This window comes from Streptomyces sp. CRCS-T-1 (genome assembly GCF_024442335.1).
Classification (GTDB): domain Bacteria; phylum Actinomycetota; class Actinomycetes; order Streptomycetales; family Streptomycetaceae; genus Streptomyces; species Streptomyces koelreuteriae.
This window is the reverse complement of record NZ_CP101651.1, coordinates 275,254-301,275: the sequence shown is the minus strand read 5'-3', so window position 1 is coordinate 301,275 and position 26,022 is coordinate 275,254. Positions and strand designations below refer to the sequence as shown.

The following is a 26,022-nucleotide window of genomic DNA, read 5'->3' as shown; positions in this document are numbered from 1 at the left end:
CCCGCTCAGCTCTCCGTTCTGCCGATGTTGACCATCCACGGGGTGCCGAAGCGGTCCGTACACATGCCGAACTCGTCGCCCCACATCTGCTTCTCCAGCGGCACCGACACCGAGCCGTTCTCCGACAGCTTCTCCCAGTAGCCGCGCAGCTCGGCGTCGTCGTCGCCGCTCAGACTCACGGAGAAGGGGTTGCCCGGCGCGGACTCCATACCGGGCGGGTTGTCGGCGCCCATCAGGGTGAAGCCGCTGGTGGTCTCCAGCATGCCGTGCATGATCTTGTCGGCGTTCGGGGCGTCCGCCTGGCCGAAGTCGCCATAGCTGTTGAGGGTGAGGCTGCCGCCGAAGACCTCCTTGTAGAACTCCATCGCCTGCCGGGCTTCGCCGTTGAAGGTGAGGTACGGATTGAGGCGCGTGACCATGTGAACCTCCCGGAGGGACAAAAGGGTCATGTGCGCGCAGCGTAGCGCCGGGCACTGACAACGGCTCGCCGAGCGCGCCGCGCAGGGGGCGGGGGAGCGGGGCGCGGGGCGGGTGCCGAAAAGCCGCGGTGGTCGGCAACCGAGTTGTTAGCGTTGGCCTTTGAGCGGAGGGGGCGGCGACAGCTCATGACATCGACCATGTTCCGCATCGGCGGGGATCTGGACGTGCGCCGGCTCGGTTTCGGAGCCATGCATCTGCCGACCGAGCCCGGGCCCGACCGGGAGAACGCCCTCGCGGTCGCCCGGCGGGCCGTGGAGCTGGGCGTCACCCTGATCGACACGGCGCATCTGTACGGCGAGGGAGCCAACGAGGAACTGCTCGCCGAGGCGCTGCACCCCTACCCGGAGGGGCTGCTGATCACCACCAAGGTCGGTGTCGCGCGGACCGGCCCGGGCGGCGAGTGGAAGTACGACGGACGGCCCGGGATCCTGCGCGCCCAGGTCGAGCAGGCGCTGCGCCGGCTGCGGGTCGAGCGGATCGAACTGCTCCAGCTGCACCGGATCGACCCCGACACACCGCTCGCCGACCAGCTCGGCACGCTGCGGGAGCTGCAGACCGAGGGCCTGGTCGGACGGATCGGGCTGTCGGAGGTCACCGTCGCCGAGCTGGCCGAGGCGCGGCAGATCGTCGACGTCGTGAGCGTGCAGAACCGCTACAACCTCCTCGACCGGGAGCACGAGCCCGTACTCGCGGCATGCGCGGCGGCCGGTATCGCCTTCCTGCCGTGGCGGCCCGTGGCGTGGGGGAAGGCGGGGGCCCAGGCCGAGATCGCCGCCGTGGCGGCCGACCTCGGGGCCACACCCACGCAGGTCGCGCTCGCCTGGCTCCTCGACCGCGCACCGGTCGTCCTGCCGATCCCCGGTACGGCCCGGATCGAGCACCTGGAGGAGAACCTCGCCGCGGCGGACCTCGCCCTGACGCCCGCCCAGCGCGACCGGCTGGCCGAGGGGGCAGAGGCGGAACCAGGGTCGGACTAGGCGGAGTGCTGTCCGAAATCCGGGCCGTCCGGGGCAGTGCCTTCAGGTATCGCCCCGAAGCTCACGCCTCGTCGGACCCGGGCTCCCCGCTGTTCCAGTCGTACGGGCCTCCGCCGCGCCACTCGATCAGCTCGGTGTCGTCGACGGCCGTGTCATGGGTGGGCAGGCCCTCGCGGTGCAGGAGGTCCAGCACGTCGAACAGGCTGTAGGCGACGCCCATGCGCTCGCCGTGGATGGTCACCAGCCGTCCGCCGTCCGACGCGGGCGGCTGCACGACCACGGGGGGTTGACCGTCCATAGCCCCACCATGCTCCCGAAAACGCCGTTTCGCAGCTCGGCCTGGACCATTCGCGGGACGAACCGGTACGGACCGGGGTCCCGAGGTCTCGATGCCGGGTGCGCTGTGCGCCGGTGACAAGGCGCGACCGGGAAACTGAATTCTCGTCAGCACCCCCTGAGGGCCCTCCCGCCACCGCCCTAGCGTCCGTGGCATGGACATGAACCGCAGGAGCAGAGGGAAGTGGCGCGGTGCCGCGCTCGCGGTACTGCTGACCGCCGGGACACTCACGGCCGCCGCCCCGGGCGCCCGGGCCGACGGGGCGCGAACCGAGACGCCGGTCGCGTCGACGTCCCCCGTCACCGGGGTGACCGAGTCGGTCGTACGGGTGAAGGTGCCGCTGCCGGAGTCGGCCGGGCCTCGTCCGGCCGCGTGTGACTGGCTGTCGTATCTGCGCTACCGCTCGGCAGGCGGGCCCGCCGAGTCGGCCGGCGCGGACCGGATCCTCATCGCCCAGCCCGGCATCCTGGAAGGTGCCGGGGCGTTCGACAGCGTCGCCCGCAACACCGTGGCCAGGGCCGCCGAGCAGGGCGCGCCCATCGAGTTCTGGGCGCTGGACCGGCGCTCCAACTGTCTGGAGGACCACACCGGCATCGCCTCCGGCGACCAGCACAGCGCCGTCGACTACTACTACCGGGGCAAGCAGGTCGACGGCCGGACCTTCGGCGGCTACGCGGGCAACGGAGAACTGGGCTGGATGGCGAAGCTCGGGATCGAGCAGACCGTACGGGACCAGTACGACCTGCTCACCGCCGAGTTGCCCGACCAGGCGCAGCGCAAGCGGAAGGTGCTGTGCGGCGGGCACTCGCTGGGCGGTGTCGTCACCGGGTACTTCGCCGCCGCCGACTTCGACGGAAACCGGGCCACCACGGCGGACGCCGGGTACAACCAGTGCGCCGGCTACTTCGCCCTCGACACCACCGTCTCCACGTCGCTCGCCGACCTCAGCGGCAACCTGCCCGACGACACCAACCTGCCCGACATCGGCCTCGGTTACGGCGTCGTCCAGGCCGGACTGGACAGCGGACTGCTGTCTCGCACGCTGTCCGCGCCGGTGCTGCTCAACCCCGAGACCATGATGCTGCTCGGCATCGCGGGCCTCGGCGCCCTCAACGATCTGGAGGGTGAGGCCGACCTGCCGAGCTATCTGCCCTCCAACCTCAACATCGAGGCCACCAACCGCTTCCTGTTCGCCAAGGACACCGCCGCGTTCCTCAGCGGCTCGCCGTCCGTGAAGGACTTCCGGCTCACCAACGGGGCGGTGCTCGGGGCGCTGCTGGACGACAACTCCGTACCGCTGGCGTTCCTGCAGACCAGCGTCGGCTTCTTCGACGGCGGGCCCATCGCCGACAAGAGCTTCCCCGTCGCCAACGGCGGTGCGCAGCAGCCCGGTCTCTACGGCACCGCGTACAAGGCCATCCCGGACCGGCCCGAGGGCCCCCTCTACACCTGGCGCAACTACGACCGCGTCGGCGACCCCGACGACCCCGGCTACCGGTCGGCCGACGGCACCCCGTTCACCGGTGCGGGCGAGGAGGTCACCGACATTCGGCAACTGGCCCGCAGCCTCGCCGAGCAGCCGCTGGACTTCACCGAGCAGTACTTCCCGACCAAGCTGGTCACGGACATCCAGCTCTCCACCTCGCCGCAGGTGAAGAAGCTCGTCGTCCATCCGGGCGGGCTCACCGCCAACCCGGTGCTCACCGTCCTCGCCGGTGAGGGACTGCTGGCCGGCCGGGTGCCGCCGGAGCTGCACCCCGTGGTCGCCGACGGCTATCAGCACCTCGACGTGCTGACCGCCGCGCCCACGCAGAACGACGGCGGTCCCGAGATCGTCTCCACCAGCCTCGCCGGGTTCGCCCGGTCACCCCGCTAGACACCGGAAACGGGGCCCGGGAGGAGATCCTCCCGGGCCCCTTGATGTGCCGGTGAGGCTCAGAGCCTGGCCTGCCTCAGAGCCTGGCCGCGGCGAACGTGGCGGCCGCGTCGGCGTCGTCGCGGTAGCTCAGATGCGCCCCGACGTCACCCCCGCCGTTCTCGCAGACGGGGTCGCCCTGGGCGCAGAGGTCCAGGGTGCGGCTCTGGTAGGTGCCGGTGACGCTCTTGCCGAGGGCCCGGATCGGGTTGCCGAACAGCAGCACCGCCGCGACCTTCGGCTCGACCGCGGCGGGCAGTGTGGCCACGATGGGGCTGCCGACGACCGCGCCCGCGCTGCTGATGCCGATCGAGTTGTCGACGACGTTCGCGCCCTGCGAATAGCCGACGAGAACGAACTTCTGGTTCGGGCAGGCGGCGGCCTGGCTCTTCACATGGTTCACCAGGTCCAGATTGCCCTGCGCCGCCGACGTCGGGGAGAGGTCGGCTGGATAGTTCACCTTGTAGCTGGTCAGGTTTTTGCCCGCTGCTTTCTTCTGCAGCGCGGAAAGCACCGGGTCGCCGACGATGAAGCCGAGCGTCCCGGGCTCGAAGGTGCCGCGTGCCGAGACGAGTTCCACGTCGGAGCAGGCCGCGGCCGAGGCCGGGGGAGCCGAGAGGGTGGCGAGCCCGGCCCCGCCGGCCAGCGAGAGCGCGGCGAGACACAAACGGATACGCATGGGGGATCCTCCGCGTGTGAGGCGCGTGAAGCGCCTGCGAAAAAGGACGGCCCGAACGTATTCGCTTTCGCCTGCCGGGAGTTATGGACGGGATTATGGAATCCCCGCTGTTTTTTGTCGCCGATTGAGTACGACGCCGAATGCGGCAGTCAGTTCTGCGGTGTGTGCAGCGATTCCGCGCGCAACGCGAGAATGAGATCGAGGCGGGTGCCCGGATCGTGCAGGGCGTCCCCGAACAGCTTCTCCAGCTGGCGCAGGCGGTAGCGGACCGTCTGCGGGTGGATGTGCAGCCGCGCGGCCACGTCCGGCACATTGCTGCCGCTGAGCAGCCAGGCCAGCAGTGTCTCGGCGAGCCGCTCGCGCTGCCCCGCCGATACCGCGTCGAGCGGCGCCATGACCCGCGCCTGAAGCCGCTCCAGCAGCGGCTCGTCGCCGTACAGCAGCAGGGTCGACAGATGGTCGGAGCAGTGCTCCACGCCCTGGCGGGGCAGGATGCCACGCCCCATCAGCCCGAGCGCCCTGGTGGCCAGGCGCAGCGATCGCGCCGCCTCCGTGACCGCCACCGTCGGGCCGATCGCGGCGGGCCGGCCGCGCAGGGCGAGCGTGAACGCCCGGCCGAAGCGGCCCGAGCCGTCCGGGTCGGGCACCAGCATGCGCGGCGGCCGGGACTCCATGTCCACCAGCGCGCCCGCCGCCGCCAGCGGCCGGTCCTCCTCCCGCCGGTCCGGCGCCGCCGCGAGCGCCACCACGGCGACCGTCCGGGGCACCGGCCAGCGCGCGCCGTGGGCCAGATCCTGCACGGCCTCCAGCGCCACCGGACCGTCCTCCAGCAGCAGGTCCAGCAACCGCCTGCGGCGCCGCTCCAGCTCGTCGGTGCTGCGCAGCTGGGCCTCCGCGTAGCCGGCCGCTGCCGCCTGGGCGACCTCGTGCACGGTCCGGAACGCCAGCTCACCGAGCGCGGCGACGACGGTGGAGTCGAGGCCCAGCTGCTCCGCAGTGGAGCCCATCAGCCGCCAGGCGTGCAGTCCGCCCACCCGCAGCGCGGACTGCAACGCGTCCAGGCTGCGGCCCTCCAGAGCCTCGCCGCGCCCCAGTTCGTAGTACGTCGCCGCGATCGCGCCCCCGTCATCGCGCGGATCGGCGATGTGGTCGACGAACAGGGTGAGCGCCTGCACCACCCCGGACCGCAGATTCCTGCGGTACGTCCCGTCGGCGGGACGCGCGTACTCGGGAACCTGACGGCAGACCTCTTCCTCCACCAGGTCGGCGACGGCGGCCAGTTGGGCGCGCAGCAGCTCCGCGAGCTCGGGCGGCACCGGCGGCGTGCCGGGACGGTCCGGCACGCCGTGCGGGGTGGGCACGGCCATCACGGACACTCCTTTCGACCGGAAGCGGCTCACCCGCGGGCTGTTGCCGGTGGGACGAGCGGGAAGTCCTGTGTTGGACGGACGTCCCCTCCGCTCCGTTCCGTGCCCCGACGGCACCCCCGTCACTCCGGCACGCCCAGTGCGGGGGCGAGCATCGGCCACGAGGCGGTGAACTCCCGCTTCCAGTAGGGCCAGTCGTGTCCTCCTCCCGAGTAGAAGTGCGTGGTGGCCCGGATGCCCAGCAGGGCCAGCGCCCCGGCGAAGCCCTGGGCCGAGGGCCACAGGGCGCTCTCCAGCACCCCGGGCAGCGGATCGCCGCTGCCCGGGCCCACTCCGCTGCCCTGCGAGACGTACAGGGCGGTGCCGCGCAGCCCGGTGGCGCGGGTCCGCGGGTTGAAGTCGCGCCAGGTCAGGGCGTTGAGCAGCGGATGACCCCACAGGGACTGGGCCGGCAGGTTCTCCCGGGCCACGATGGCGTCCATGATGGCGGGAACACCGGGGGCGGTGGTGTCGAGGATGCCGCTGTAGGAGGCCGCGGCCTTGAACGCGCCAGGGTGGCGGGCCGCGTGGGCCATCGCGCCGTAGCCGCCGGTGGAGACCCCGGCGACCGCCTGCACTCCGGAGGCCCGGTAGTCCCGGGCGAGCAGCGCCGGCACCTCCTCGACCTGGAAGGTCTCGTAGTCGGGGCCGCCGCGCCACACCGTGGGGATGCCGGTGGGGCCCGCGTCCGGCATCGCCACGATCAGGCCGCGGTCCTCGGTGAAGGCCTCGATGTCCGTCTCGCGGGTCCAGGACGTGTAGTCGTCGTGAGCGCCGTGCAGCAGATACAGCACGGGGTACCTCCGCTCCGGCCGCGTACCGAAGTCCGACGGCAGGATCAGCCGGACGGGCGCGCTGCGGCCGAGTGCGGCGGAGGGCACGGACACGTCCAGCGTGCGCGGCCCGAGCCGGGTGGCCGCCCCGGCACGGGCCGTGCCGCTCGCGGCCCCGAACAGTGCGGCGAGACCGGCGGCGGCCGTCGCTCTGGCGACGGTGCGCCGGGACACTCCGGCGGCGGGCTTCGGCGACAGGTCGGACATGGCGGCTCCTCGGGTTCCGGTATCAGGGGGCCCGCTCGGCGAGCACCCGGCTCAGATGGGCGGCGATCTCGTCGACGTGCGGCGGATCGAGCAGCGACAGATGGTGACCGGGCACCGGCACGACCTCCAGGCGCGGGCACACCTCGTCCCAGCCCAGCGCCTCGTCGTCCCGCTCGTACGCCGGGTCGCGCACGGTGTGCGGCGCGGGCTCGGTGGCCCGGTAGAGGACCACCGGCCCGTCGTGGTCCCCGGGCCGGTGCGACTCCCCGATGCCCAGGTCCAGATAGGAGGCCCGCTGATGCTCCAGCGCGGCGGCCGGCACATCGGCGGCCTCGCTCAGAGCCCGCAGCACGGTGTCGATACGGGCCCCGTCGTCGTCCAGGGCCACCAGCTCGTCGTACGGCAACTCCAGCCGCACGCCCCAGGTGTCGGCGACGTGGCGGGCGAAGCCCTCGACATGCGCCCGGATCCGATCGGCCCGTGTCAGTCCCGGCCGGGGGAGCGGGCGTACGGAGTCGATCAGCACGACCAGCGGCACCTCCCGCCCCGCGGCGGTCAGCTGCCGCGCGGTCTCCTGGGCGACGAAGCCGCCGAAGGACCAGCCGCCCAGCACACACGGCCCGTCGGGGTGAGCGGCGTTGATCGCCTCGGCGTAGCGCCGCGCCTTCTCCGGCACGGTCCGGGCCTCCTCGATCCGCTCCAGCCCGTACACCGGCCGGTCGTCCCCGAGCCGTTCGGCGAGCGTGCGGTAGACGGCGACCGGGCCGCCCGCGGCGTGGACGAGAAACAGCGGGGGCCGTGAACCGGTGGCACGCAGCGGGCGCAGCGGGGTGTCCTCGCGGGGGAGGGCCTGCCGGATCCGGGCGGCGGCGTCCTCGACGGTGACGGCGGCGAACAGGTCGCGCAGGGGCAGCGCGATGCCGAACTCGCGCTCCACCGCGGTACGGACGCGGACGGCCATCAGCGAGTCCAGGCCCAGGTCGGCCAGCGCGGTGCCCGGGGCGACACGGGCGGGCGGGTGGCCGGTGACGGCGGCGATGTGCCGGGTCAGCCGGGCTAGGACCGAAGCGGGCTCGGCGACTTCGACGGGAGGATCCTCCGTGACCGGCTCGGGGTGTGCCCGGCCGTCCGTCCACCAGTGCCGTATGTGCCGCCACCGGGGCAGGGGCAGGTCGACGACCCGGCCGGGCGGCACGGGCAGCCGCCCGCCCGCGACGTACAGGGCGCCGAGCTGTCCCGCGAACGCCTCCGAACCGTCGGCGTCCCGGCGCAGGGTGGCCAGGGCGAGGGCGCCGGGAACGGAGTCGGCGACGGCCCCCGTCAGGACCGGATGGGGCGAGATCTCGACGAACGCCGTGTGGCCGTCGGCCGCGGCCGAGGCCAGCGCCCGGTCCAGCCGCACGGGCCGCCGCAGGTTGGCCGCCCAGTGGTCCGCGCCGAACCCGCAGTCGCCGCACGGGTCGTCGAGGACGGTGGAGTAGACGGGGACACGCGGCTGCCGCCCCCGGATACCGGCCAGCGCGTCGACGAGCTCCGGCAGCAGCGGGTCCACCTGGGGCGAGTGCCCGGCACCGACGACCCGCATGGCCCGCGCCGCCCGGCCCTGCCCCTCCAACCGGCGCACGAGCCCGGCCACCGCCGCTTCCTCTCCCGTGACGACCTTCTGCCGGGGTGAGGAGTGCACCGCGACATGCACACCCGGGAAGTCCCCTTCCAGGGAGTCCAGTTCGGCATCGTCCAGGTCCACCACGGCCATCGCGCCGCCGCTCAGCCCGCTCAGCAGCCGCGCCCGTACGGCGATGACCCGCGCCCCGTCCGCCACGTCCAGCGCGCCCGCGCACACGGCCGCCGCCACCTCGCCCATGGAGTGGCCGATCACCGCCGCGGGCTCCACCCCGTACGAACGCCACAGCTCCGCCAGCGCCAGTTGCAGCCCGAACAGGACGGGTTGGGCGACCTCCAGTCGGTCGAGGCCGGCACCGGACGACAGGTGGTCGTACAGGGACAGGCCGCACTCCGGTGCGAGGTGCGGGTCGAGCTTCTCCACGGCGGCGGCGAACGCGGGTTCCTCGGCCAGCAGCCTGCGTCCCATGCCGGGCCACTGGCTGCCGTACCCGGAGAAGACCCACACAGTGCCGGGCCCGACGCGGTCGCGGTCCCCGGTCACCACCCGCGCGTCCGGCTGCCCTGTCGCCAACGCCCCCAGGGCAGAGGCCAGTTCGGTACGCTCCCGGGCGGTCACGGCGGCCCGTACGGGACCCCGGCCCGTCCGCCCCGCCAGGGTCCGGGCCACGTCGGCGGGGTGCGCGGCGCTGTCGCGCAGCCAGTCGGCCAGACGGCCCGCCGTGTCGCTCAGGCGCTCGGCGTCGAGGTCGGAGAGCAGGTGCAGGTAGGCCGCGGGCTCCTCGGCCGACCGGGTCGGGACCAGTCCGGGCGGCCCCTCCTCCAGCACCACATGCGCGTTGGTGCCGCCGAAGCCGAACCCGGACACCCCCGCGACAGCGGTGCCGCCGTAGCGCGGCCAGGGCTCCGGCTCGGTCACCATCCGCAGCCGGTCATCGGAGAGGGAACTGCCCTCCGCACAGTGCAGCGAGGGCGGGAGGCTGTCGTGATGCAGGGCCAGCACGGTCTTCACCAGGCCCGCGATGCCCGCCGCCGACTCCAGATGACCGAGGTTGCCCTTGACGGAACCCAGCAGCAGCGGCTGGTCCGGGTCACGGTCGGAGCCGAGCACCGCGCCGAGTGAGCCCGCCTCGATCGGGTCGCCCAGCGGGGTGCCGGTGCCGTGCGCCTCGACGTAGTCGACGAGTTCTGTGGCGAGCCCCGCCCGTGCGTACGCGTTCCGCAGGAGCGCCTGCTGAGCGGCCGGGTTGGGCGCCATGAGGCCGTTGGAGCGGCCGTCGGAGTTGACGGCGGTGGCGCGGACGACGGCCAGGACACGGTCGCCGTCCCGTTCGGCGTCGGAGAGCCGCTTGAGGATCACGGCCGCGCAGCCCTCGCCGCGCCCGATGCCGTCCGCCGACGCCGAGAACGGCTTGCACCGTCCGTCCGGCGCGAGGGCTCCCGCTCGCCGGAAGGCGACCGAGACGGCCGGTGACAGCAGCAGGTTGACCCCGGCGGCGATCGCCGTGTCGCTCTCGCCCGTGCGCAGGCTGACACAGGCGTGGTGCACGGCGACCAGCGAGGACGAACAGGCCGTGTCGACGGCCATGCTCGGCCCCCGGGTGTCCAGGACATAGGAGAGCCGCCCGGCGGCGACGCTCAGGGCGCCCCCGGCCGGCGCCCAGGGATCGACTGCGCCCGGGTCGGCGCCCGTGAGCTGCCCGTACTCGGGGGCGGAGACACCGACGAACACGCCCGTGGCGGTGCCCGCCAGGGACCCGGCCGGTACGGCGGCGTGGTCGAGCGCCTCCTGCACGACCTCCAGCAGGATCCGCTGTTGCGGGTCCATCACGATGGCCTCGCGCGGGGTGATGCGGAAGAAGTCCGCGTCGAATCCGGCGATGTCGTCGAGATAGCCGCCGTAGGGGTGTGCGTCGGCGGGCGGGAAGGCGGTGAAGTCGCGCCAGCGGTCCTCCGGGACGCGCCGGATCGCGTCGACGCCCTCGCTGAGCAGCCGCCAGTAGTCGTCCGGGCCGTGCACCCCGCCGGGCAGCCGGCAGCCGATCCCGACGACCGCGACCGGCTCGGCCGTACCGTTCTGCAGTCCGGCTCGCGGGACCTGCGCGGCGTCCAATCCCGGGGTGTCCGGGGATCCTGCCCCGCACAGCCGCGCCACCAGCGCCTCTCCGGTCGGCGTCTCCCACAGCAGGGTCGGCGGCAGTTGCCGCCCGGTCGCCCGGGACAGCTCACCGGCCAGGGCGACCGCGTCCCGTGACGACATGCCGAGGTCGGCCAGGGGCCGGTCCATCGGGACGGCCTCGGGGGACGAGCCGCACCAGGCCGCCAGCCGCTCGGCGATGAGCCGGCGCAGCGCGCCCTCGTCGACGGGCCTCATCCCGCGCTGCCCGCCGTCGCCGCCCGGGCCCGGCCGCCGTACGCACCCTCCAGATACCGGGCCCGGGTCAGCGCCCGCGACACCTTCCCGCTGGAGGTACGCGGCACCGTACCCGGCGGCACCAGGACCACATCGGCGAGCCGCAGCCCGTGCCGGGCGGAGACGGCGCCGCGCACGGCACGCACCACGGCCGGTACGTCGAGCTCGGCGAGGCGGGCGGTCCGCGCGTGCTCCGCCACGACCACCACCCCCTCACCGGCGCCGCCCGGCACGGCGAACGCCGCCAGCCGGTCCCGGCGCACCGCCGGGTCCGCGTCCTGGGCGGTCGCCTCGACGTCCTGCGGATAGTGATTGCGGCCGTCCACGATGATCAGGTCCTTCAACCGCCCCGTGACGACCAACTGCCCCTCCAGCACCGTCCCCAGATCGCCCGTGCGCAGCCAGCCGCCCGGAACGGCCGCGGAATCCGCGAACTCCGCGCCGAACACCTCCCCCGGCCCCCGGTTCCAGTAGCCGCGTCCCACGTTCGGCCCCTGCACCCAGATCTCGCCGACCTCCCCCTCCGACAACAGGGCCCGCGTCACCGGGTCGGCGACCCGGACCCGCTGGCCCGCCGGGGTGCCACAGCCCGCCAGCAGCACGGCCCGGGGATCGTCCGGCCGCGCGGGCAGGGCCTTCCCGGCCGCCAGGGCCTCACGGTCGAGCGCGAACCGGGTGAGCGGCTCACCCGGCCGGGCCGCGCAGACGAACACGGTGGCCTCGGCCAGGCCGTACGACGGGCAGTGCGTCTCCGGGGCCAGGCCCTGGCCGGAGAACGCCGCGTGGAAACGGTCGGCCGTGCCCGGGCGGACCGGCTCGCTGCCGTTGATCAGCGCGGTGACCCTGTCGAGCCGCAGCCCCTCCTTCTGCTCGGCGGTCACGGTCGCGACGCAGTAGTCGTAGGCGAAGTTGGGCGCGGCGCTCACCACGTTCGGATGCGCGGCGAGCAGCCGCAGCCAGCGCACCGGCTCGTGCAGGAACGCGGCCGGGTCCATGAGGACCGACAGCAGCCCGCGTGTCACCGGGGCCGCGACGCTGAGCACCAGACCCATGTCGTGGTAGAGCGGCAGCCAGCCCACGCAGGTCAGCGGGCCGGCGTCGACACCGTAGGCGGTCAGCGCCTGGCGGGCGTTGGCGACGACATTGCCGTGGCTGATCTCCACGCCCGCCGGGGCGCGGGTCGAACCCGAGGTGTACTGGAGATAGGCCGTCGCGTCGGCGTCCGGCGGGACGGGCCGCCAGTCGCGGGCGGCGTCGTCGGGCACCTGGTCCGCCAGGACGATCCGCGGCCCGTCGGAACCGAGGAAGTCCCGCACCTCGTCCTGGACCCGGCTCGTGGTCACGACCACCGAGGGACGAGCGTCCGCCAGCACACCCGCCAGCCGGTCCGCGTGCCCGGGCAGGTCCGGCGGATACAGCGGTACGGCGACCAGCCCCGCGGCCAGGGCCGCGAGGAAGGCGGTCACATACTCCGTGCCCTGCGGACACAGCAGGGCGACCCGGTCCCCGGGCCCGGCCCGCTCGGCGAGGCGCGCGGCCAGCGCCCGCACCCGTACGTCCAGGCGGCGCCAGGTCAGGGTGCGGTGTACGCCGCGCGAGTGCTGTGCCGGATGCTCGACGAAGGTGAACGCCCGGCGGTCCGGGGTGGTCTCGGCCCAGTGCCGCACGTACTCCGGCAGCGTCGGGCACGCGGGCGCGAGCGGGGGGCGGCGGCTGTCCATCAGGCGGGGCTCCTCACGGCGCGGATCGGCGTACGGGGTGAATCGGCTCACGAGTCGGGAAGGGCGAGGTCAGAGCGGGATGTTGCCGTGCCGGCGTTCCGGCATCGGCGCGCGTTTGCCGCGCAGGGCGCGCAGCGCGCGGCAGATCTGCTCCCGGGTCTCGCGCGGCGCGATGACGGCGTCGACATAGCCGCGCTCGGCGGCGAGATACGGCGTGCCGTGGGTGCGCTCGTACGCGGCGAGAAGCCGGGCGCGCAGCGCCTCCGGGTCGTCGGACGCGGCGAGTTCACGCCGGTGCAGCACGCCCACGGCCCCCTCGGCGCCCATCACGGCGATACGGGCGGTGGGCCAGGCGAGGTTGACGTCGGCGCCCAGATGCTTGGAGCCCATCACCGCGTATCCGCCGCCGTACGTCTTGCGCACCACCACCGTCACCTTGGGCACCGTCGCCTCGGCGTAGGCGTACAGCAGCTTCGCGCCGCGCCGGATGATCCCGGCCTGCTCCTGCCGCACCCCGGACAGATACCCGGGCACATCGGCGAAGGTCAGCAGCGGGATGCCGAACGCGTCGCAGAACCGCACGAACCGCGCCGCCTTCTCCGACGCGTCGATGTCGAGGACACCGGCGGCACACAGCGGCTGGTTGGCGACGACACCCACCGAGCGGCCCTCGACCCGGGCCAGGGCGCAGATGATGTTCGGCGCGAACAGCTCCTGCACCTGGAGCAGTTCACCGTCGTCGACGACCGCGTGCAGGATGTCCCGCATGTCGTAGGCCTCACCGAGCCGGTCCGGGACGACCTCGTCGAGCCCGGCCCCGGGCGCAGCGTGCCCGGGCGCGTACTCCGGGGGCCGTTCCAGGTTGTTGGCCGGGAGGTACGACAGCAGGTCGCGCACGGTGTCGAGGGCGTCCTCCTCGTCGGCGGCCAGGAAGTGGGCGTTGCCGTTGACGGTGTTGCTGGTGCGGGCGCCGCCCAGCTCCTCGGCGGTGGTGCGCTCGCCGGTGACCGTCTCGATGACGTCGGGGCCGGTGACGAACATGTGCGAGGCGCCCTCCACCATCACCGTGAAGTCGGTGATCGCCGGGGAGTAGGCGGCGCCGCCCGCGCACGGCCCGAGGACGACCGAGAGCTGCGGGATCACCCCGGACGCCTTGACGTTGCGGCGCACCAGCTCGGCGTAGAGGGCGAGGGCGGCGACGCCCTCCTGGATACGGGCGCCGCCGGAGTCGTTCAGGCCGATCACCGGGCAGCCGGTCTTCAGGGCGAGGTCCATCAGGGCGACGGTCTTCTCCCCGAAGGCCTCGCCCATGCTGCCGCCGAACACCGTGGAGTCCTGGGCGAACACGCACACCGGGCGGCCGTCGACCGTGCCGTACCCGGTGACCACCCCGTCGCCGTAGGGGCGGCGGGCGTCCTGGCCGGCGGGCCGGGCCCGCACGAACAGACCCGTCTCGGTGAAGGAGTCCTTGTCCACGAGCCGTTCGATCCGCTCCCGCGCCGAGAACTCCCCGCGTCTGCGCGGCCCTCCCGGGGCCAGAGCCCGGTCCCGGCGTGAGGCCAGTCCGGCGACGCGTCCCGCGGTGCTCCCGCTCACCTCTGTGCTCACAACCACCTCCGAAGGGGCTCTCGACTATGGCAGCGAGGCGGGAGGTGCCGGGCGAATCACCGTTCTGTGTGGGGGAGTTGAGTCCTCCGACAGGGGGTTTCATCCCCCGGTGACAACAGACCGATCAATTCCAGTCATTTCCACCCGGGGTGCGTAAAACATGTGAATGGTTCCGCGTGGTTCGGGCATACGCAGCGAAAACAGAGAGAGGGGCGCTACGTGCTCGTACCGGACCGGAAGGTCGTCAGGGAGTTGCTGACGCGGTACGCGTCGCTGAGGATCGCTCAGGCGGAGAGGCACGTGCCGACGACGGCACGCGAGCTTGAGGACGTCAGCTACACGCTGTGCGTGATGATGGGAACGTCCGTCATCCACGACGCCATCGCCAAGGCCGACACCCTGCTGCTCACCAAGGGGCGGTCCGAGGCCGCGGAGGCGGACGGGGAGAACGGCTTGACGCTGGTCGGCTGAGAACGTGTGAGACCCGGCGCACGGCCGGGTACCGCCCCGGTGGCCTATGGACGGGCCGCCGGGGCGTTCGTCTTCCCGTGGAACGCCGAGCGGTACGCGTACGGCGTGGTGCCCACCACCTTGCGGAACCGCTCCCGGAACGCCGTCGGCGAGCCGAACCCCGCCTGGCGCGCGATCCGTTCCACCGAGTGGTCCGTGTTCTCCAGCAGATACTGGGCGCGCCGCACCCGCGCCCGCAGCAGCCACTGCAAGGGCGTGGTGCCGGTCTGCTCACGGAAGCGGCGGCTGAAGGTCCGCTCGCTCATCCCCGCCCGCGCCGCCAGTGTGCCCAAGGTCACCTCGTGCGCGAGATGGTCCTCGATCCACTCCAGCAGCGGCTCGAACGCCGACCCCCGGGGCACGGGCGGGTGCTCGTGCACGATGAACTGGGCCTGCCCGCCCTCCCGTTCCAGCGGCATCACCGACATCCGGGCGATGTTCGCCGCGACGGCCGACCCCAGATCCCGGCGGATCATGTGCAGACACAGATCCAGCGCCGCCGCCGCGCCGGCCGAGGTGAGGATCTGCCCGTTGTCCACGTACAGCACGTCCGGCTCCACCTCGACCCGCGGGAACCGCCGGGCCAGTTCACCGGCGGCCACCCAGTGCGTGGTGGCCCGCAAACCGTCCAGCAGCCCGGCCTCCGCCAGGACGAAGGCACCCACGCACACGGACGCGATCCGGGTACCGGACTCGGCCGCCCGCCGCAGCGCCGTCAGCACCCGGGCGGAGGGCGGCGCGGCGTCGGGGAAGCAGCCCGGCACGATGATCGTGTCGGCCTCCGCCAGCGCCTCGAGCCCCTGGTCGATGCGCAGGGTGAAACCGCCGTCCGCGCGCACCTCCGGTGTCTCGGCGCACAGCCGGACCCGGTAGGCGGGACGCCCGTCCGGCATATGGGTCCAGGCGAACGTCTGCTGGGGTGCCGCCATGTCGAACGGCACCACTCGGTCGAGAACCAGGATCGCCACGGAGTGCATGCCCGCCACCCTAGGCGGATTCCCGCCAGCAGAGTGACCCGGGGACGGAGCGGCCCCGCAGGGGAGAGCGCAGGTCGGAAGAGTTGGCGAGAACCCGTTGGAAGCTGGCGTTCCAGCCCATGGGAGATTTCACCCCGGCTCCCTAACGTGGGCCCGGCATCGTCGAACACGTCGTGGAAAGAGCCCCGGTGACCAAGATCCTGCTGTCCCTCCATGTGCTGGCCGCCATCGTCGCCATCGGTCCCGTGACCGTCGCGGCCAGCATGTTCCCGCCGGCGGCGCGCCGCGCGGCCGCGGCGCTCGGAGAGACGGCCGGCCCCTCGGCGGTCGGCACGGTCGCGCTGCTGCACCGCATCTGCCGCGTCTACTCCGGTATCGGACTGACCGTCCCGGTCCTCGGGCTCGCCACCGGTGCCGCGATGGGCGTCCTGGGCAGCGGATGGCTCGTCACCTCCATCGCGCTGACCGCGGCCGCCGCCGGGATCCTGGCCGCCTTCGTCCTGCCCCGCCAGGAAGAGCTCCTCGACCGGCTGAACGGCGAACAGGCCGTCGAGCACGGGAACACCGTGCAACTCGCCATGTTCACCGGCATCTTCAATCTCCTGTGGGCGACGGTCACCGTCCTCATGATCGTCCGGCCGGGTTCCACCACGGGAGCCTGAGACCGAGAGCCCCATCACTTCGCCTGGCACAGATGTCCGTTCTGCGTCAAGTCATCCCAGGGAATTCACACTCCGGGATGCCGGGCCGCCTAGACTCGTCAGTCTTGCCCCCGCACGGGGACGACGAGCAGAAAGGCACGTTGCCGGGTGTTCCAGGATTCCCCCATCTACGACCGACTCATCGCGGAGTGCGGCGATGTGCCCACACAGGTTCGCCGCGAAGCCGAACGCGTGAGCAGGGAACTGGAGCTGGTCATGCGGCCCGCACAGTCCCCCGGCTACGACCGCCCGCAGTCCCCGGGCGCGGGCTGGCAGCGCACGGCCATGCTCCCCGCCCCGCGCCAGCCGTGAGGCCTCTCGTCATGGGACCGCCCGGGGCCGGCGCGTGGCCGGCCCTGGTGCTCAACGGACCTTTGTGTTCGAACCGTTGACATGCGGCGACTCCTCGGGGATCGGGCGGGCCAGCCACTCGGCGATGGTGCGCGCGATCGGCTGCCCCGTCTCCACCTCGACGAAGCCGAACTGCCCCGACTGGTTGCACTCCAGGAACCACCAGGTCCCGTCCGCGTCCTCGACGAAGTCGAAGGCCCCGTAGGCCAGTTCCGCCTCACGCAGGTACGAGTGGACGCCCGCCGCGATGCACGACGGCACATCGGTGGGCTGCCACGGCGAGCCGGGCGCGGCGAAGCGCACGTCGACGTCGTCCGGGTCCGCGTCCGAGGCGGTCGCCTTGCGGGCGGCCAGCAGCCGCTCACCGACGACGGTGAGACGGATGTCGGCCCGCTTGGCGACCCGGCGCTGTAACAGCGTCGGCCCGAACGCGACGGCGGAGAAGTCCGTGTCCGGCGCGACCCGGCTGGTCGGCACCGCCCGGGGCGGGTCCTGCGGATGCGCGCCCGACACCGGCTTGACCACCAGGTCCGGATAGCGCTCGGCGAACTCGCGGGCGGCCCGCGGGAAGGTCGTGATCAGCGTCGCCGGCACGGGCAGTCCGCACCGCTGGGCGACTCTGAGCTGCCACGGCTTGTGCCGGGCCCGGCGGGCCGCGTCCGGGTGGTTCATCCAGCGCGCGTCCGAGCCCCGCAGCATGCCGTAGAGCGCCTGAGCGGCCTCCTCGGTCAGCCACGCGGACGGCTGGGCCGCCCGCCCGGCCGGGGTGCCGGGCCGGCGCACCCAGACCGAGCGCAGTCCCCCGATGCTCACCAGCCGCCCCCCGGCGGACAGATGGCCACGGAAGCGGCCGTGGACGAACTCACCCGACAGTGCGACACCGCCGGTCAGGTCTGCGGGATCGACGCGGACCACCGGAACCCCCGTCGCGTTCAGGTGCACGACCACCATGTCCGCGGTCACGTCCTCCTCGCAGGTGAGGATCAGTACGGTCATCTTCGGCGGCCCGCGGTCAGTCGTCGAAGTGGGTCTTGGAGCCCGCGGTGGAGGTCGTGGTGCCCACCTCTCTCAGCAGGCCGAAGTCGCTGGCCGCGACGCGGCCGTCGAGGAGCACGTTCAACTGCAGTCCGGTGTCGTACACATACGGAATAGCAGCTTCCAACTCCACTGCCGGGCGCGCGTAGTTGAGCGCGAACGGTTGCATCGTCTCTCCCTCGTCGGTACTGCGCCGACCAAGCGTTGGTCATTGGGCGCGGCCCCCCGGCCGCTCGCTTGTTTCGGCTTCCAGAGACTTATACGAATCGAACGGGTGGTTGGTTTCCTTACTCTCCGTAGTTATTTTGCCGGTTCGTGGTCAGCCCGGCGTGTCGTCCTGCGATCCCGTTCGCCGAGGGAGCCGCGGACGGTACGCAGAGCGAGCAGCAGAACACCGATGTCGTCCAGGTACACCGGGTCCGGCAGCACGTCGGCAGGCAGGACGAAATAGGCGACCGCGCCCCAGAAGACCCAGCGCGGCCCGGTGGGCAGACCCGCGCTCCGCAGATCGCGCCGGGTCCGGACCAGTCTCAGGAAGACGCTGACGGCGAGGACGAGGACGACGGCCGCGAGAATCGCGGCCAGGGTGATCACCGTTGCGGTCGTATCCACGGGTTGCCCTCCTCCTGGCGTGCCGCGACACGGGGTGTCTTTACGTGGATTCCCGTTTCCGGCGGCTGTATTGCGGCCGGGGCCCGACATGTCGGCGCGTCGGCGGATTTTCCCGTGCGGGTGGTCATCCCGGTGGCTCACACGAGTGGCACGGGGTGAAGGGGGCGCCTAGTAATGGTCAGCGTAACGTCGCTCGTCACACGACGGGGGGCGCAGGAGCGGCCGCACTCTTCCCATGGAGGCGAGTATGACCACCTGCTCTTCATCACCCCGCTCGAACGGGTCCGCCATAACCGGCGAGTCGAACGGGTCCGCCCAGCCGTCCGCCGAGACCACCGTCGCCACCGGCGCGTACCAGGTGGAGCAGACGAGCACACAGCCCGCCGCCCCCTCGCACGAGACGTACCGTGCGGGCACCGAGCCTCCCGCCGCGCCTCACCCCGCGGGCCCGCCGGGCACGGAACCGGCCGCCCTCGCTGGGGACGGGCCGCACCAGGTGTCGGCGCCGACGCCTGCTTCTGGCGTGGACGAGATCGCTCCGTCGTCTGCCACGCCTGTCGCCCCTGTCGTAAACGGGGCGGATCCCGTGCGGTCGGCTGCCGCCGGTGTGGCTGAGAATGTTCGGCCTGCCGGCCCCGATGCGGCCCCGACGGACCAGGAGCCGGCGCGCCCGGCGACCCCTGCGTCTGCCTCTGCTGCTGCCCCTGCCCCTGCCCCTGCTTCTGCCTCTGCCTCTGCCTCGGGCGAGGCGGCTGTGGCTTTCGACCGGTCCGCCGCCCCCGGCTCGGACGACGCGGACCGGCCGTCGGCCGCGCCCTCTCGCCCGAACCCGGTGGTCTCGCCGCCCGTCGAGCCCGCCGTCTCAGCGCCGCAGCAGACGGACCGGCCATCGCCCGCGCCCGAGGGTCCCCCTGCGAACTCGGTGAACTCGCCGTCGGCCAAGCCCGTTGACTCGGAGCCGGGCCAGGTGGACCGTCAGTCCGCCGCGCCTGCGGGCCCCCGCCCTGACCCGGTGAGCCCGCCGTCCGCCCCGCATGCCGCCGCAGGGTCTCCCCAGGCGGACCGTCAGTCCGCCGCGCCCGGGGGTCCCTCTGCGAACCCGGTGAGGCCGCTCTCGGCCGAGCCCGCTGTCTCGGGGGCTCAGCAGGCGGATCGTCAGGCCGCCGCGCCTGTGGGCCCCCGCCCGAACCCCGTCAGCCCGCCGTCCGCCCCGCCCGCTGCCGCAGGGTCGTCCCACCAGCCGGCGCGGCCCTCCACCCCGCCCACGGGCCTCCGCAAGGAGCCGGTGGATGCACCGCACGCCCCGCTCGACGGCCCCGGTCCGGACCGGGCCGACGTGGAGCAGTCGGGGGCGCGGCCGTTCGTGATTCGGTCGCTGGACGACAATCCCGTGGAGCTGCGGCCCGGCACGGGGCCGGTTCCCGCGCCGTACGGTGACGCGGTCAGCGACCTGGTGCACGCCGCCGTGGTCGACCGGCCCCTGGAGGAGGTCGTCGCCCTCATCACATCGCTGGGGAAGTCGCCCGACCACGCCGAAGCGATGGTCGACGCCCTCCGTACGGCCGGTGTGGAGCGGCGCGTGGAGGACGTGAGCCGGATGATCGCCCTGCTGACGAAGCCCCCACGGGACGCCGACAGCGCGGACGAGGCGATCCGGGCCGCGGCCGCCCACCGGCCGGTGGAGGAAGTGACCCGGCTGGTGACCCTGCTGCACAAAGAGCCGCAGATGCCCCACGTCCGCGAGGAGGCACTCCGCGCGGCCGCCACCGGCCGGTCCGTCGGGGAGCTGGTGGAGCTGATCGACCGCCTCGGCCTGGAGCGGCTGGACCGCAACGGCCGGGTGCCCGCCGCGCCTCCGGCCCCCGATGCCGAGACCACACAGCCCCTGACACCCGTCCGGCCCGCCAAGCGTCGCGAGACCCGCCGGACCCTCGACTCCGCACCGTCGGACCGCGACCGCGCGACGGAGCGGCTCACCAGGTCCATGGCATGGTCGAGTTGGCTGACGGCTCTGGGCCTGGCCGTATGCGCGGTGGCCCACTTCCCGCTGCAGCGCGGCGGAGCCTCCCTGGACCTGCACGCCATAGCTCTCGGCCTGTCCGTGCTCTGCACGGTGCTGGCGCTGCTGCTGGCCCTGCGCCCCGTGGCGCCGGTGCTGGTCGGGGCGGTGGTGGTGCCCACGGTGCTGGCCGGGGCGCAGGCGTACGGGAGTTCCTTCCCGTCGGCGTCCCTGACCCGGGCCGTGGACCTCGCGCTCGCCCCGCCGTGGTTCGCCGCCGGTGCCGCCGTGTGCACGGCGCTGCTGGCCCTCGTCTCGCTGGTCTTCCGCGCGGTGGCGCCGCTCGTCAGCGGCCAGTGGGCGCCGTTGCCGGCGACCGAGGCACGCAGTATGGCGGAGTGACGTCTACGACCGCCGTACCGGACCGGATCCGCTCGCCGCGGGTCCGGTCCGGTCGTCGTTCGTCCCCCGGCGCTCGAGCAGCCCGGCCAGCACCCGGTCCGGCGTGAGCGGGAGTTCCCGGAAACGGACGCCGGTGGCGTGGTGCACGGCGTTGCCGATCGCCGCGGCCGTCCCGACGATGCCGATCTCCCCGATGCCCTTGCTGCCCATCGGGTTGAGACGGGCATCGTCCTCGTCGAGCCAGTGCGCCTCGATCTCGCCGATGTCGGCGTGCACGGGCACGTGGTACGACGCCAGGTCCGACTCGGTGAAGTCCCCGAACGCGGCGTCCATCGTGCTGCCCTCGGTCAGCGCCATGCCCAGCCCCATCGTCATGCCGCCGACGAACTGGGAGCGTGCCGTGCGGGCGTTGAGGATGCGCCCGGCGGCGTACACCCCGAGCAGCCGGCCGACCCGGACCTCGCCGGTGACCGTGTCCACCGCGACCTCGGCGAAGTGCGCCCCGAAGGCGTGCCGGGCCCAGGCGCTCTCCGCTTCCGCCACGCCCCCGGTGTCCGCACGGACGTCGAGACCCTGCCCGGGCAGCGGCCCCGCGTGCTCGGCCAGCCGCCGCGCCAGCAGCGAACAGGCCTCGTGGACCGCCCAGCCCCAGGAGGCCGTGCCGGACGAGCCGCCCGCCAGCGGCGCCGACGGAAGCTCACTGCTGCCGACCTCCGTGCGCACCCGCTCCAGCGGCACCCCGAGGGCGTCGGCGCCGATCTGCGCGAGCACGGTCCGGGCCCCCGTACCGATGTCGGTGGCGTTGATCCGCACCAGGAACGTCCCGTCGGGCAGCGCGCGGGCCGTCGCCGCGGCGGGCCACACCATGACGGGATACGTCGCGGCCGCCACGCCCGTCCCCAGCAGCAGGGGCCCTTCCCCACTGGAGCCCGTGCGTGGATCGCGCCCCGCCCATCCGAAGCGCCGGGCACCCTCGCGCAGACACTCGACCAGGTGCCGGCTGCTGAACGGCTTGCCGCTGTCGGGTTCGACGTCCGGCTCGTTGCGGATCCGCAGCTCGACCGGGTCCATGCCCAGCTCTTCGGCGAGTTCGTCCATGGCGGACTCCAGCGCGTACATCCCCGGAGCCTCGCCCGGCGCCCGCATCCACGAAGGCGAGGGCACGTCCAGGGCGGCGACCCGGTGCACCGTACGGCTGTGGGGCGTCGCGTACATCACGCGCGCGGGCACGGCCGCCTGCTCCACGAACTCCTTGATGCGCGAGGTGTGGGTGGTGACCTCGTGCACCAGGGACGTGAGGCGGCCGTCCGTGTCGGCACCGAGGCGCAGCCGGTGCAGGGTGGGAGCGCGGTGCCCGACGACGGCGGGCAGATACCGGCGGGGGAGGGCCACGGTGACCGCCCGCCCGGTCTGCCGTGCCGCCAGCGCCGCGAGCACCACGTCGGGCCGGGGCGTGCCCTTGGACCCGAAGCCGCCGCCGACATGCTCGGCGGTGACGACGACCCGGTCCTTCGGAACGCCGAACAACCCGGCGAGCACGCCCCGTACGGCACCGGCGCCCTGACTGGAGGTGTGCACGGTCAGCCGCCCGTCGTCCCAGCGGGCGGTGCTGGCGTGCGGTTCCATCGGGTGGTTGTGCAGCGGCGGAACCCGGTACGCGACGTCCACCTGGACGGCGGAGGACCCGAAGGCTCCGTCGGGGTCGCCGTGTTCACGGACGGCGGGATGACCGCCATTGGCCTCCTCGGGCACGTACACGCCCGGGTGCGAGGCGGTGAGGGTCACGTCGTGCTCTTCGGCGTCGTAGGCGACCCGGACCGCGGCGGCACCGGCCCGGGCCGCCTCCAAGGTCTCGGCCACCACCAGGGCCACGAACCAGCCCCGGTGCGGAACCCGGGCGTCCTGGAGCACGGCCAGCGTCGGATCGTCCGGCTCGGCGAGCCGCGGCGCGTTCTCGTGGGTGAGCACGGCGAGGACACCCGGCACGGCGAGGGCCGCCTCCGTGTCGACGCCGGTCACCCGCCCCCGGGCGACGGTCGCCGGCACGGGCCAGGCCTGGGCCCGGCCGGGGGAGGGGTACTCGGCGGCGTAGCGGGCGGTGCCGCTGACCTTCTCCCGTCCCTCCCGGCGCTCGGCGGGAGCACCCACGCTGCCGGTCATGGAGTCCTCCGCGTGAGCGCCGGTTCCGCGAGCCGGGACAGCACGTCCACGGCGAGATTGCGGGCCAGCGGCACTTTGAACGCGTTGTCCCGCAGCGGCCGCGCGGCGGACAGTTCGAGGTCGACGGCGTGTTCGAACGCGGCGGTGGTCGGAGCCGCGCCCAGCAGCGCCTCCTCCGCCCGCCGGGCCCGCCAGGGCCGGTGCGCCAGCGCCCCGAAGGCGAGCCCGGCATGAACGACCACACCGTCCGACACCCGCAGCACCACCGCGACGGACGCGAGCGCGAAGGCGTACGAGGCACGGTCACGGGCCTTGCGGTACGCCGACGGCAGCCCGGCCGTGACAGCGGGCAGCACCACGCCGGTGATCAGTTCGCCGGGCCGGATCTCGGTGTCCTGCTCGGGCCGGTCCCCGGGCAGCCGGTGGAAGTCCGCCGCCGCGACACTCCGGGCACCGTCCGGCCCGGACAGTTCGACACGCCCGTCCAGAGCGGCCAGCGCCACCGCCATGTCCGAGGGATGGGTGGCGACGCAGTGCGCGGAGTGACCGAGCACCGCGTGATCGCGGTGGACGCCGTCCCGCGCGCCGCAGCCGCTGCCCGGCTCACGCTTGTTGCACGGCTTCGACACATCCTGGAAGTACGGGCACCGGGTGCGCTGGAGCAGGTTTCCGCCGGTCGTCGCCGCGTTGCGCAACTGTCCCGAGGCACCCGCGAGCACCGCCTGCGACAGCGCCGGGTACCGGTCGCGTACGAGGGGGTGGGCCGCGAGGTCGCTGTTGCGGACCAGCGCCCCGATCCGCAGCGCGCCGTCGGGCAGCTCCTCCACCGCGTCCAGGGGCAGCCGGGTGATGTCGATGAGGGTGGCGGGCCGCTCGACGCCGAGCTTCATCAGATCGACGAGGTTGGTGCCGCCGCCGAGATAGCGGGCGCCGGCGTGGGAGGCGTACGCGGAGGTCGCCTCCTCCACGCTCGCGGCACGGACGTAGGCGAACTCCTTCACGGGACCACGTCCTCCACCGCCTCGGCGATCCGTGGGTACGCGCCGCACCGGCACAGATTGCCGCTCAGCCGCTCCCGGATCTCCTCCCGGCTCAGCGGCACCGGCTCACCGGAGGGCGTCGCCGGGTCGGTGACGTGCGAGGGATGACCGGCCGCCGCCTCGGCGAGCACACCGGCCGCGGAGCAGATCTGGCCCGGGGTGCAGTAGCCGCACTGGAAGGCGTCACGCTCCAGGAAGGCCTGTTGCAGCGGGTGCGGCTCCTCACCGTCGCCGGACAGGCCCTCGATCGTGGTGACCTCGCAGCCGTCGAGGGCGATCGCGAACAGCAGACAGCTGTTGACGCGCCGCCCGTCCACCAGGACCGTGCAGGCGCCGCACTGGCCGTGGTCGCAGCCCTTCTTGGCGCCGGTGAGGTCGAGATCCTCCCGCAGGAGGTCCAGCAGGACCCGCCGGTGGTCGACGGTGAGGGTGTGGGGCTTGCCGTTGACGCGGAGAGTCGTCTCCGAGTGGTACTGGTCGTTGCCCATGGCGTGGAGGACCTTCCCGGGCGGGCCGTACTGCCGTACGGACCGCGTATCCACCTGGCCACGACTGACACGTGCGCCCCGCGAGGAAGGCTTCCTAGTGCTCGTCCCGGGAGGGGGCCACGGGGCGCTGGGATTTGCCCTTGAAGCGTTCGAACGTCCGTGTGAGCTGCTGGAGCGGGGACCCGACGGGAGCACCGGAGGGCTGCTGCCGCGCGGGCGCGGTCCCGTCGGACTCCTGGTAGGCGGTCAGGGCCTCGTGGGCGCGCTCGGCCGCCTCCCGGTACAGGTCGCGGGACTTCGTCATGGCCTCCAGCGCGTCGGCGTACATGGCCACCAGACCGCGCTGGCGGTCCAGCTCCTCCTGGAGATTCAGCAGGTGCCAGTCCTCCCGCAGCGCCTTGAGGGCGTTCTCGGCGCCGTCGGGCAGGGGCCGCGGCAGCGCGCCGAACCGCTTCACCGCGTGGACGAGGTCGGCCGGCTCCGAGCCGTCGAGGAAGACCGCGCGGATCGAGAAGTCCTCGGCGTCGTACCCCTCCGGTGCCGGGGTGCCCGGCAGCACGACGGCGCCGCCGCGCGCCACCTGCACGCCGGAGTCCCGCAGGGCCCAGTTGAGCCCGCGCGACTGCTGCGGGAGGGCGCGGTGCTCCACCACCCGGGGCCGCAGGCCCGGCGGCAGCCACCGCGCGATCGGCATGCGGCCCTTCTCGTCCGTGGTCATCGCCTCGTGGACGACCACATGGATGTGCCAGCCGCCGCGCACCGCGTTCCGGAGCAGGCGCTTGGTCTCCTTGTCGTCCTGGGGGAGCGGATTGATCTCCCGCAGGGACAGATCCGCGCCGTCCCGGTCCCAGGCGGCGTCCGGCTCCTTCGGCCACATCAAACCGGTCGGCGACGGCCAGTCGTCGCTCCATGGCTCCTCGGCCTCCGCGACCAGGATCCACTCCTGCCCCTCGCCGTCCGGGCCGGGCGTCACACTCAGCCGGGCCCGCACGGTCACCCCGTCACCGACCTGCCAGCGGGCTTCGAAGACCCGCTCCGACGGGCCGGCCTCGGCCTCGGGCAATTCCAGAAAGTCGTCGATGTCCCGACTGTCCTTGCGCTGCTGGAGCGAGCACCGGAGAACGTCTTCCGCGGCACCGGAGGCATGACGGCCGCGCGCCAGCCACACCGTGGCGGGCGTCTGCGGGCGGACGGTGGAGGAGAGAGGCATGGGTCCATCTGTGAGCTGGGAGCGGGTGTGCCTGCCAGTATCGTCACCGCAGGCCGACCGGGATAACCCGGGGTCACACCTATGGGCGTACCCCCGATGTGCGCTGCCATGTGAGGTGCGCCCGTGCGCACGGGGTGTGCGCGCCGCGCGCACACCGACGGTTCACACTCATGGCCCAGCCGACCCGCGCTCCCGACAATGGACCCCACGAGCAGGACCCGCCCACCATCCGCATCGGGGCGGGTCCTGTTCGCTGCACCGGCGCTGTCGTGTCGCCCGGGTGAGGGGTGTCCGGGGCTCGTATCGTGCGAGACGTGATGGCTGACCGTCGACGGTTC

The 26,022-nt window shown here is 73.3% G+C and carries 22 protein-coding genes; 6 read left to right on the top strand and 16 right to left on the bottom strand.

Translation table 11 applies throughout. From position 1 onward, the window contains the following. Positions 1-5: 5 nt before the first annotated feature. Positions 6-419 (bottom strand): VOC family protein, encoded by a 414-nt coding sequence (locus NNW99_RS01315; protein WP_215116727.1) that lies wholly within the window; start codon positions 417-419, stop codon positions 6-8. Between the two features lie 186 nt (positions 420-605). On the opposite strand from NNW99_RS01315, the gene NNW99_RS01310 reads away from it, so the two are divergent. Beyond that, positions 606-1,457 carry an aldo/keto reductase gene (locus tag NNW99_RS01310; protein WP_215116726.1) on the top strand — a complete coding sequence of 284 codons (852 nt, stop codon included), beginning with the start codon at positions 606-608 and terminating at the stop codon, positions 1,455-1,457. Positions 1,458-1,518: 61 nt separating this feature from the next. On the opposite strand, the gene NNW99_RS01305 is transcribed toward NNW99_RS01310, so the two are convergent. Next, positions 1,519-1,755 (bottom strand): hypothetical protein, encoded by a 237-nt coding sequence (locus NNW99_RS01305; RefSeq protein WP_215116725.1) that lies wholly within the window; start codon positions 1,753-1,755, stop codon positions 1,519-1,521. Between the two features lie 193 nt (positions 1,756-1,948). Between NNW99_RS01305 and NNW99_RS01300 the strand changes: the two genes are divergently transcribed. After that, complete coding sequence (locus tag NNW99_RS01300; protein ID WP_215116724.1) at positions 1,949-3,670, top strand: hypothetical protein; 1,722 nt, start codon at positions 1,949-1,951, stop codon at positions 3,668-3,670. Positions 3,671-3,746: 76 nt separating this feature from the next. Here the strand turns inward: NNW99_RS01300 and NNW99_RS01295 are convergent, their stop codons facing one another. The 6 genes from NNW99_RS01295 to NNW99_RS01270 all read right to left on the bottom strand — a co-directional run bounded on the left by NNW99_RS01295 (position 3,747) and on the right by NNW99_RS01270 (position 14,199). After that, positions 3,747-4,388 carry a cutinase family protein gene (locus NNW99_RS01295; protein WP_215116723.1) on the bottom strand — a complete coding sequence of 214 codons (642 nt, stop codon included), beginning with the start codon at positions 4,386-4,388 and terminating at the stop codon, positions 3,747-3,749. A gap of 149 nt (positions 4,389-4,537) precedes the next feature. After that, positions 4,538-5,755: a CdaR family transcriptional regulator gene (locus NNW99_RS01290; RefSeq protein WP_215116722.1), complete on the bottom strand. Its 1,218-nt coding sequence runs from the start codon at positions 5,753-5,755 to the stop codon at positions 4,538-4,540. Between the two features lie 122 nt (positions 5,756-5,877). Then, positions 5,878-6,834, bottom strand: a complete 957-nt coding sequence (locus tag NNW99_RS01285) for an alpha/beta hydrolase family protein (protein ID WP_215116721.1) — start codon at positions 6,832-6,834, stop codon at positions 5,878-5,880. Positions 6,835-6,856: 22 nt separating this feature from the next. Beyond that, complete coding sequence (locus NNW99_RS01280; RefSeq protein ID WP_215116720.1) at positions 6,857-10,831, bottom strand: type I polyketide synthase; 3,975 nt, start codon at positions 10,829-10,831, stop codon at positions 6,857-6,859. Then, positions 10,828-12,591, bottom strand: a complete 1,764-nt coding sequence (locus NNW99_RS01275) for a fatty acyl-AMP ligase (RefSeq protein ID WP_215116719.1) — start codon at positions 12,589-12,591, stop codon at positions 10,828-10,830. Before NNW99_RS01275 ends, NNW99_RS01280 begins: the two co-directional genes overlap by 4 nt. A gap of 69 nt (positions 12,592-12,660) precedes the next feature. Continuing rightward, on the bottom strand, positions 12,661-14,199 hold the full coding sequence (locus NNW99_RS01270; RefSeq protein WP_251057668.1) for an acyl-CoA carboxylase subunit beta: 1,539 nt from the start codon (positions 14,197-14,199) through the stop codon (positions 12,661-12,663). A 219-nt stretch (positions 14,200-14,418) separates the two neighbouring features. On the opposite strand from NNW99_RS01270, the gene NNW99_RS01265 reads away from it, so the two are divergent. Continuing rightward, entirely contained in the window at positions 14,419-14,670 is a 252-nt protein-coding gene (locus tag NNW99_RS01265) for a DUF5133 domain-containing protein (protein WP_215116718.1), read from the top strand. Between the two features lie 44 nt (positions 14,671-14,714). Here NNW99_RS01265 and NNW99_RS01260 read toward each other — a convergent pair whose 3' ends face one another. After that, positions 14,715-15,686, bottom strand: a complete 972-nt coding sequence (locus NNW99_RS01260; protein ID WP_215116717.1) for a GlxA family transcriptional regulator — start codon at positions 15,684-15,686, stop codon at positions 14,715-14,717. 188 nt (positions 15,687-15,874) lie between these two features. Here NNW99_RS01260 and NNW99_RS01255 point away from each other — a divergent pair, with 188 nt between their 5' ends. Further along, positions 15,875-16,348, top strand: a complete 474-nt coding sequence (locus tag NNW99_RS01255; protein ID WP_215116716.1) for a hypothetical protein — start codon at positions 15,875-15,877, stop codon at positions 16,346-16,348. A gap of 147 nt (positions 16,349-16,495) precedes the next feature. Beyond that, positions 16,496-16,699: a hypothetical protein gene (locus NNW99_RS01250; RefSeq protein WP_215116715.1), complete on the top strand. Its 204-nt coding sequence runs from the start codon at positions 16,496-16,498 to the stop codon at positions 16,697-16,699. Positions 16,700-16,750: 51 nt separating this feature from the next. Here the strand turns inward: NNW99_RS01250 and tgmB are convergent, their stop codons facing one another. From tgmB to NNW99_RS01235, 3 genes are all read right to left on the bottom strand, one after another. Continuing rightward, complete coding sequence (gene tgmB, locus NNW99_RS01245) at positions 16,751-17,734, bottom strand: ATP-grasp ribosomal peptide maturase (RefSeq protein WP_215116714.1); 984 nt, start codon at positions 17,732-17,734, stop codon at positions 16,751-16,753. Between the two features lie 16 nt (positions 17,735-17,750). After that, positions 17,751-17,942, bottom strand: a complete 192-nt coding sequence (tgmA, locus tag NNW99_RS01240; protein WP_193482685.1) for a putative ATP-grasp-modified RiPP — start codon at positions 17,940-17,942, stop codon at positions 17,751-17,753. 131 nt (positions 17,943-18,073) lie between these two features. Beyond that, entirely contained in the window at positions 18,074-18,385 is a 312-nt protein-coding gene (locus NNW99_RS01235) for a YkvA family protein (protein ID WP_215116713.1), read from the bottom strand. A 1,285-nt stretch (positions 18,386-19,670) separates the two neighbouring features. Here NNW99_RS01235 and NNW99_RS01230 point away from each other — a divergent pair. After that, complete coding sequence (locus tag NNW99_RS01230) at positions 19,671-20,786, top strand: hypothetical protein (protein ID WP_215116712.1); 1,116 nt, start codon at positions 19,671-19,673, stop codon at positions 20,784-20,786. Positions 20,787-20,789: 3 nt separating this feature from the next. On the opposite strand, the gene NNW99_RS01225 is transcribed toward NNW99_RS01230, so the two are convergent. The 4 genes from NNW99_RS01225 to NNW99_RS01210 all read right to left on the bottom strand — a co-directional run bounded on the left by NNW99_RS01225 (position 20,790) and on the right by NNW99_RS01210 (position 25,684). Beyond that, positions 20,790-22,946 (bottom strand): xanthine dehydrogenase family protein molybdopterin-binding subunit, encoded by a 2,157-nt coding sequence (locus tag NNW99_RS01225; protein WP_215116711.1) that lies wholly within the window; start codon positions 22,944-22,946, stop codon positions 20,790-20,792. Beyond that, positions 22,943-23,947, bottom strand: coding sequence for a xanthine dehydrogenase family protein subunit M (locus tag NNW99_RS01220; protein ID WP_215116710.1), 1,005 nt, complete (start codon positions 23,945-23,947; stop codon positions 22,943-22,945). The genes NNW99_RS01225 and NNW99_RS01220 overlap by 4 nt, the downstream gene beginning before the upstream one ends. Further along, on the bottom strand, positions 23,944-24,474 hold the full coding sequence (locus tag NNW99_RS01215; protein ID WP_215124101.1) for a (2Fe-2S)-binding protein: 531 nt from the start codon (positions 24,472-24,474) through the stop codon (positions 23,944-23,946). Before NNW99_RS01215 ends, NNW99_RS01220 begins: the two co-directional genes overlap by 4 nt. Positions 24,475-24,568: 94 nt before the next feature. Continuing rightward, positions 24,569-25,684 carry a hypothetical protein gene (locus NNW99_RS01210; protein WP_215116709.1) on the bottom strand — a complete coding sequence of 372 codons (1,116 nt, stop codon included), beginning with the start codon at positions 25,682-25,684 and terminating at the stop codon, positions 24,569-24,571. Between the last annotated feature and the right edge of the window lie 338 nt (positions 25,685-26,022).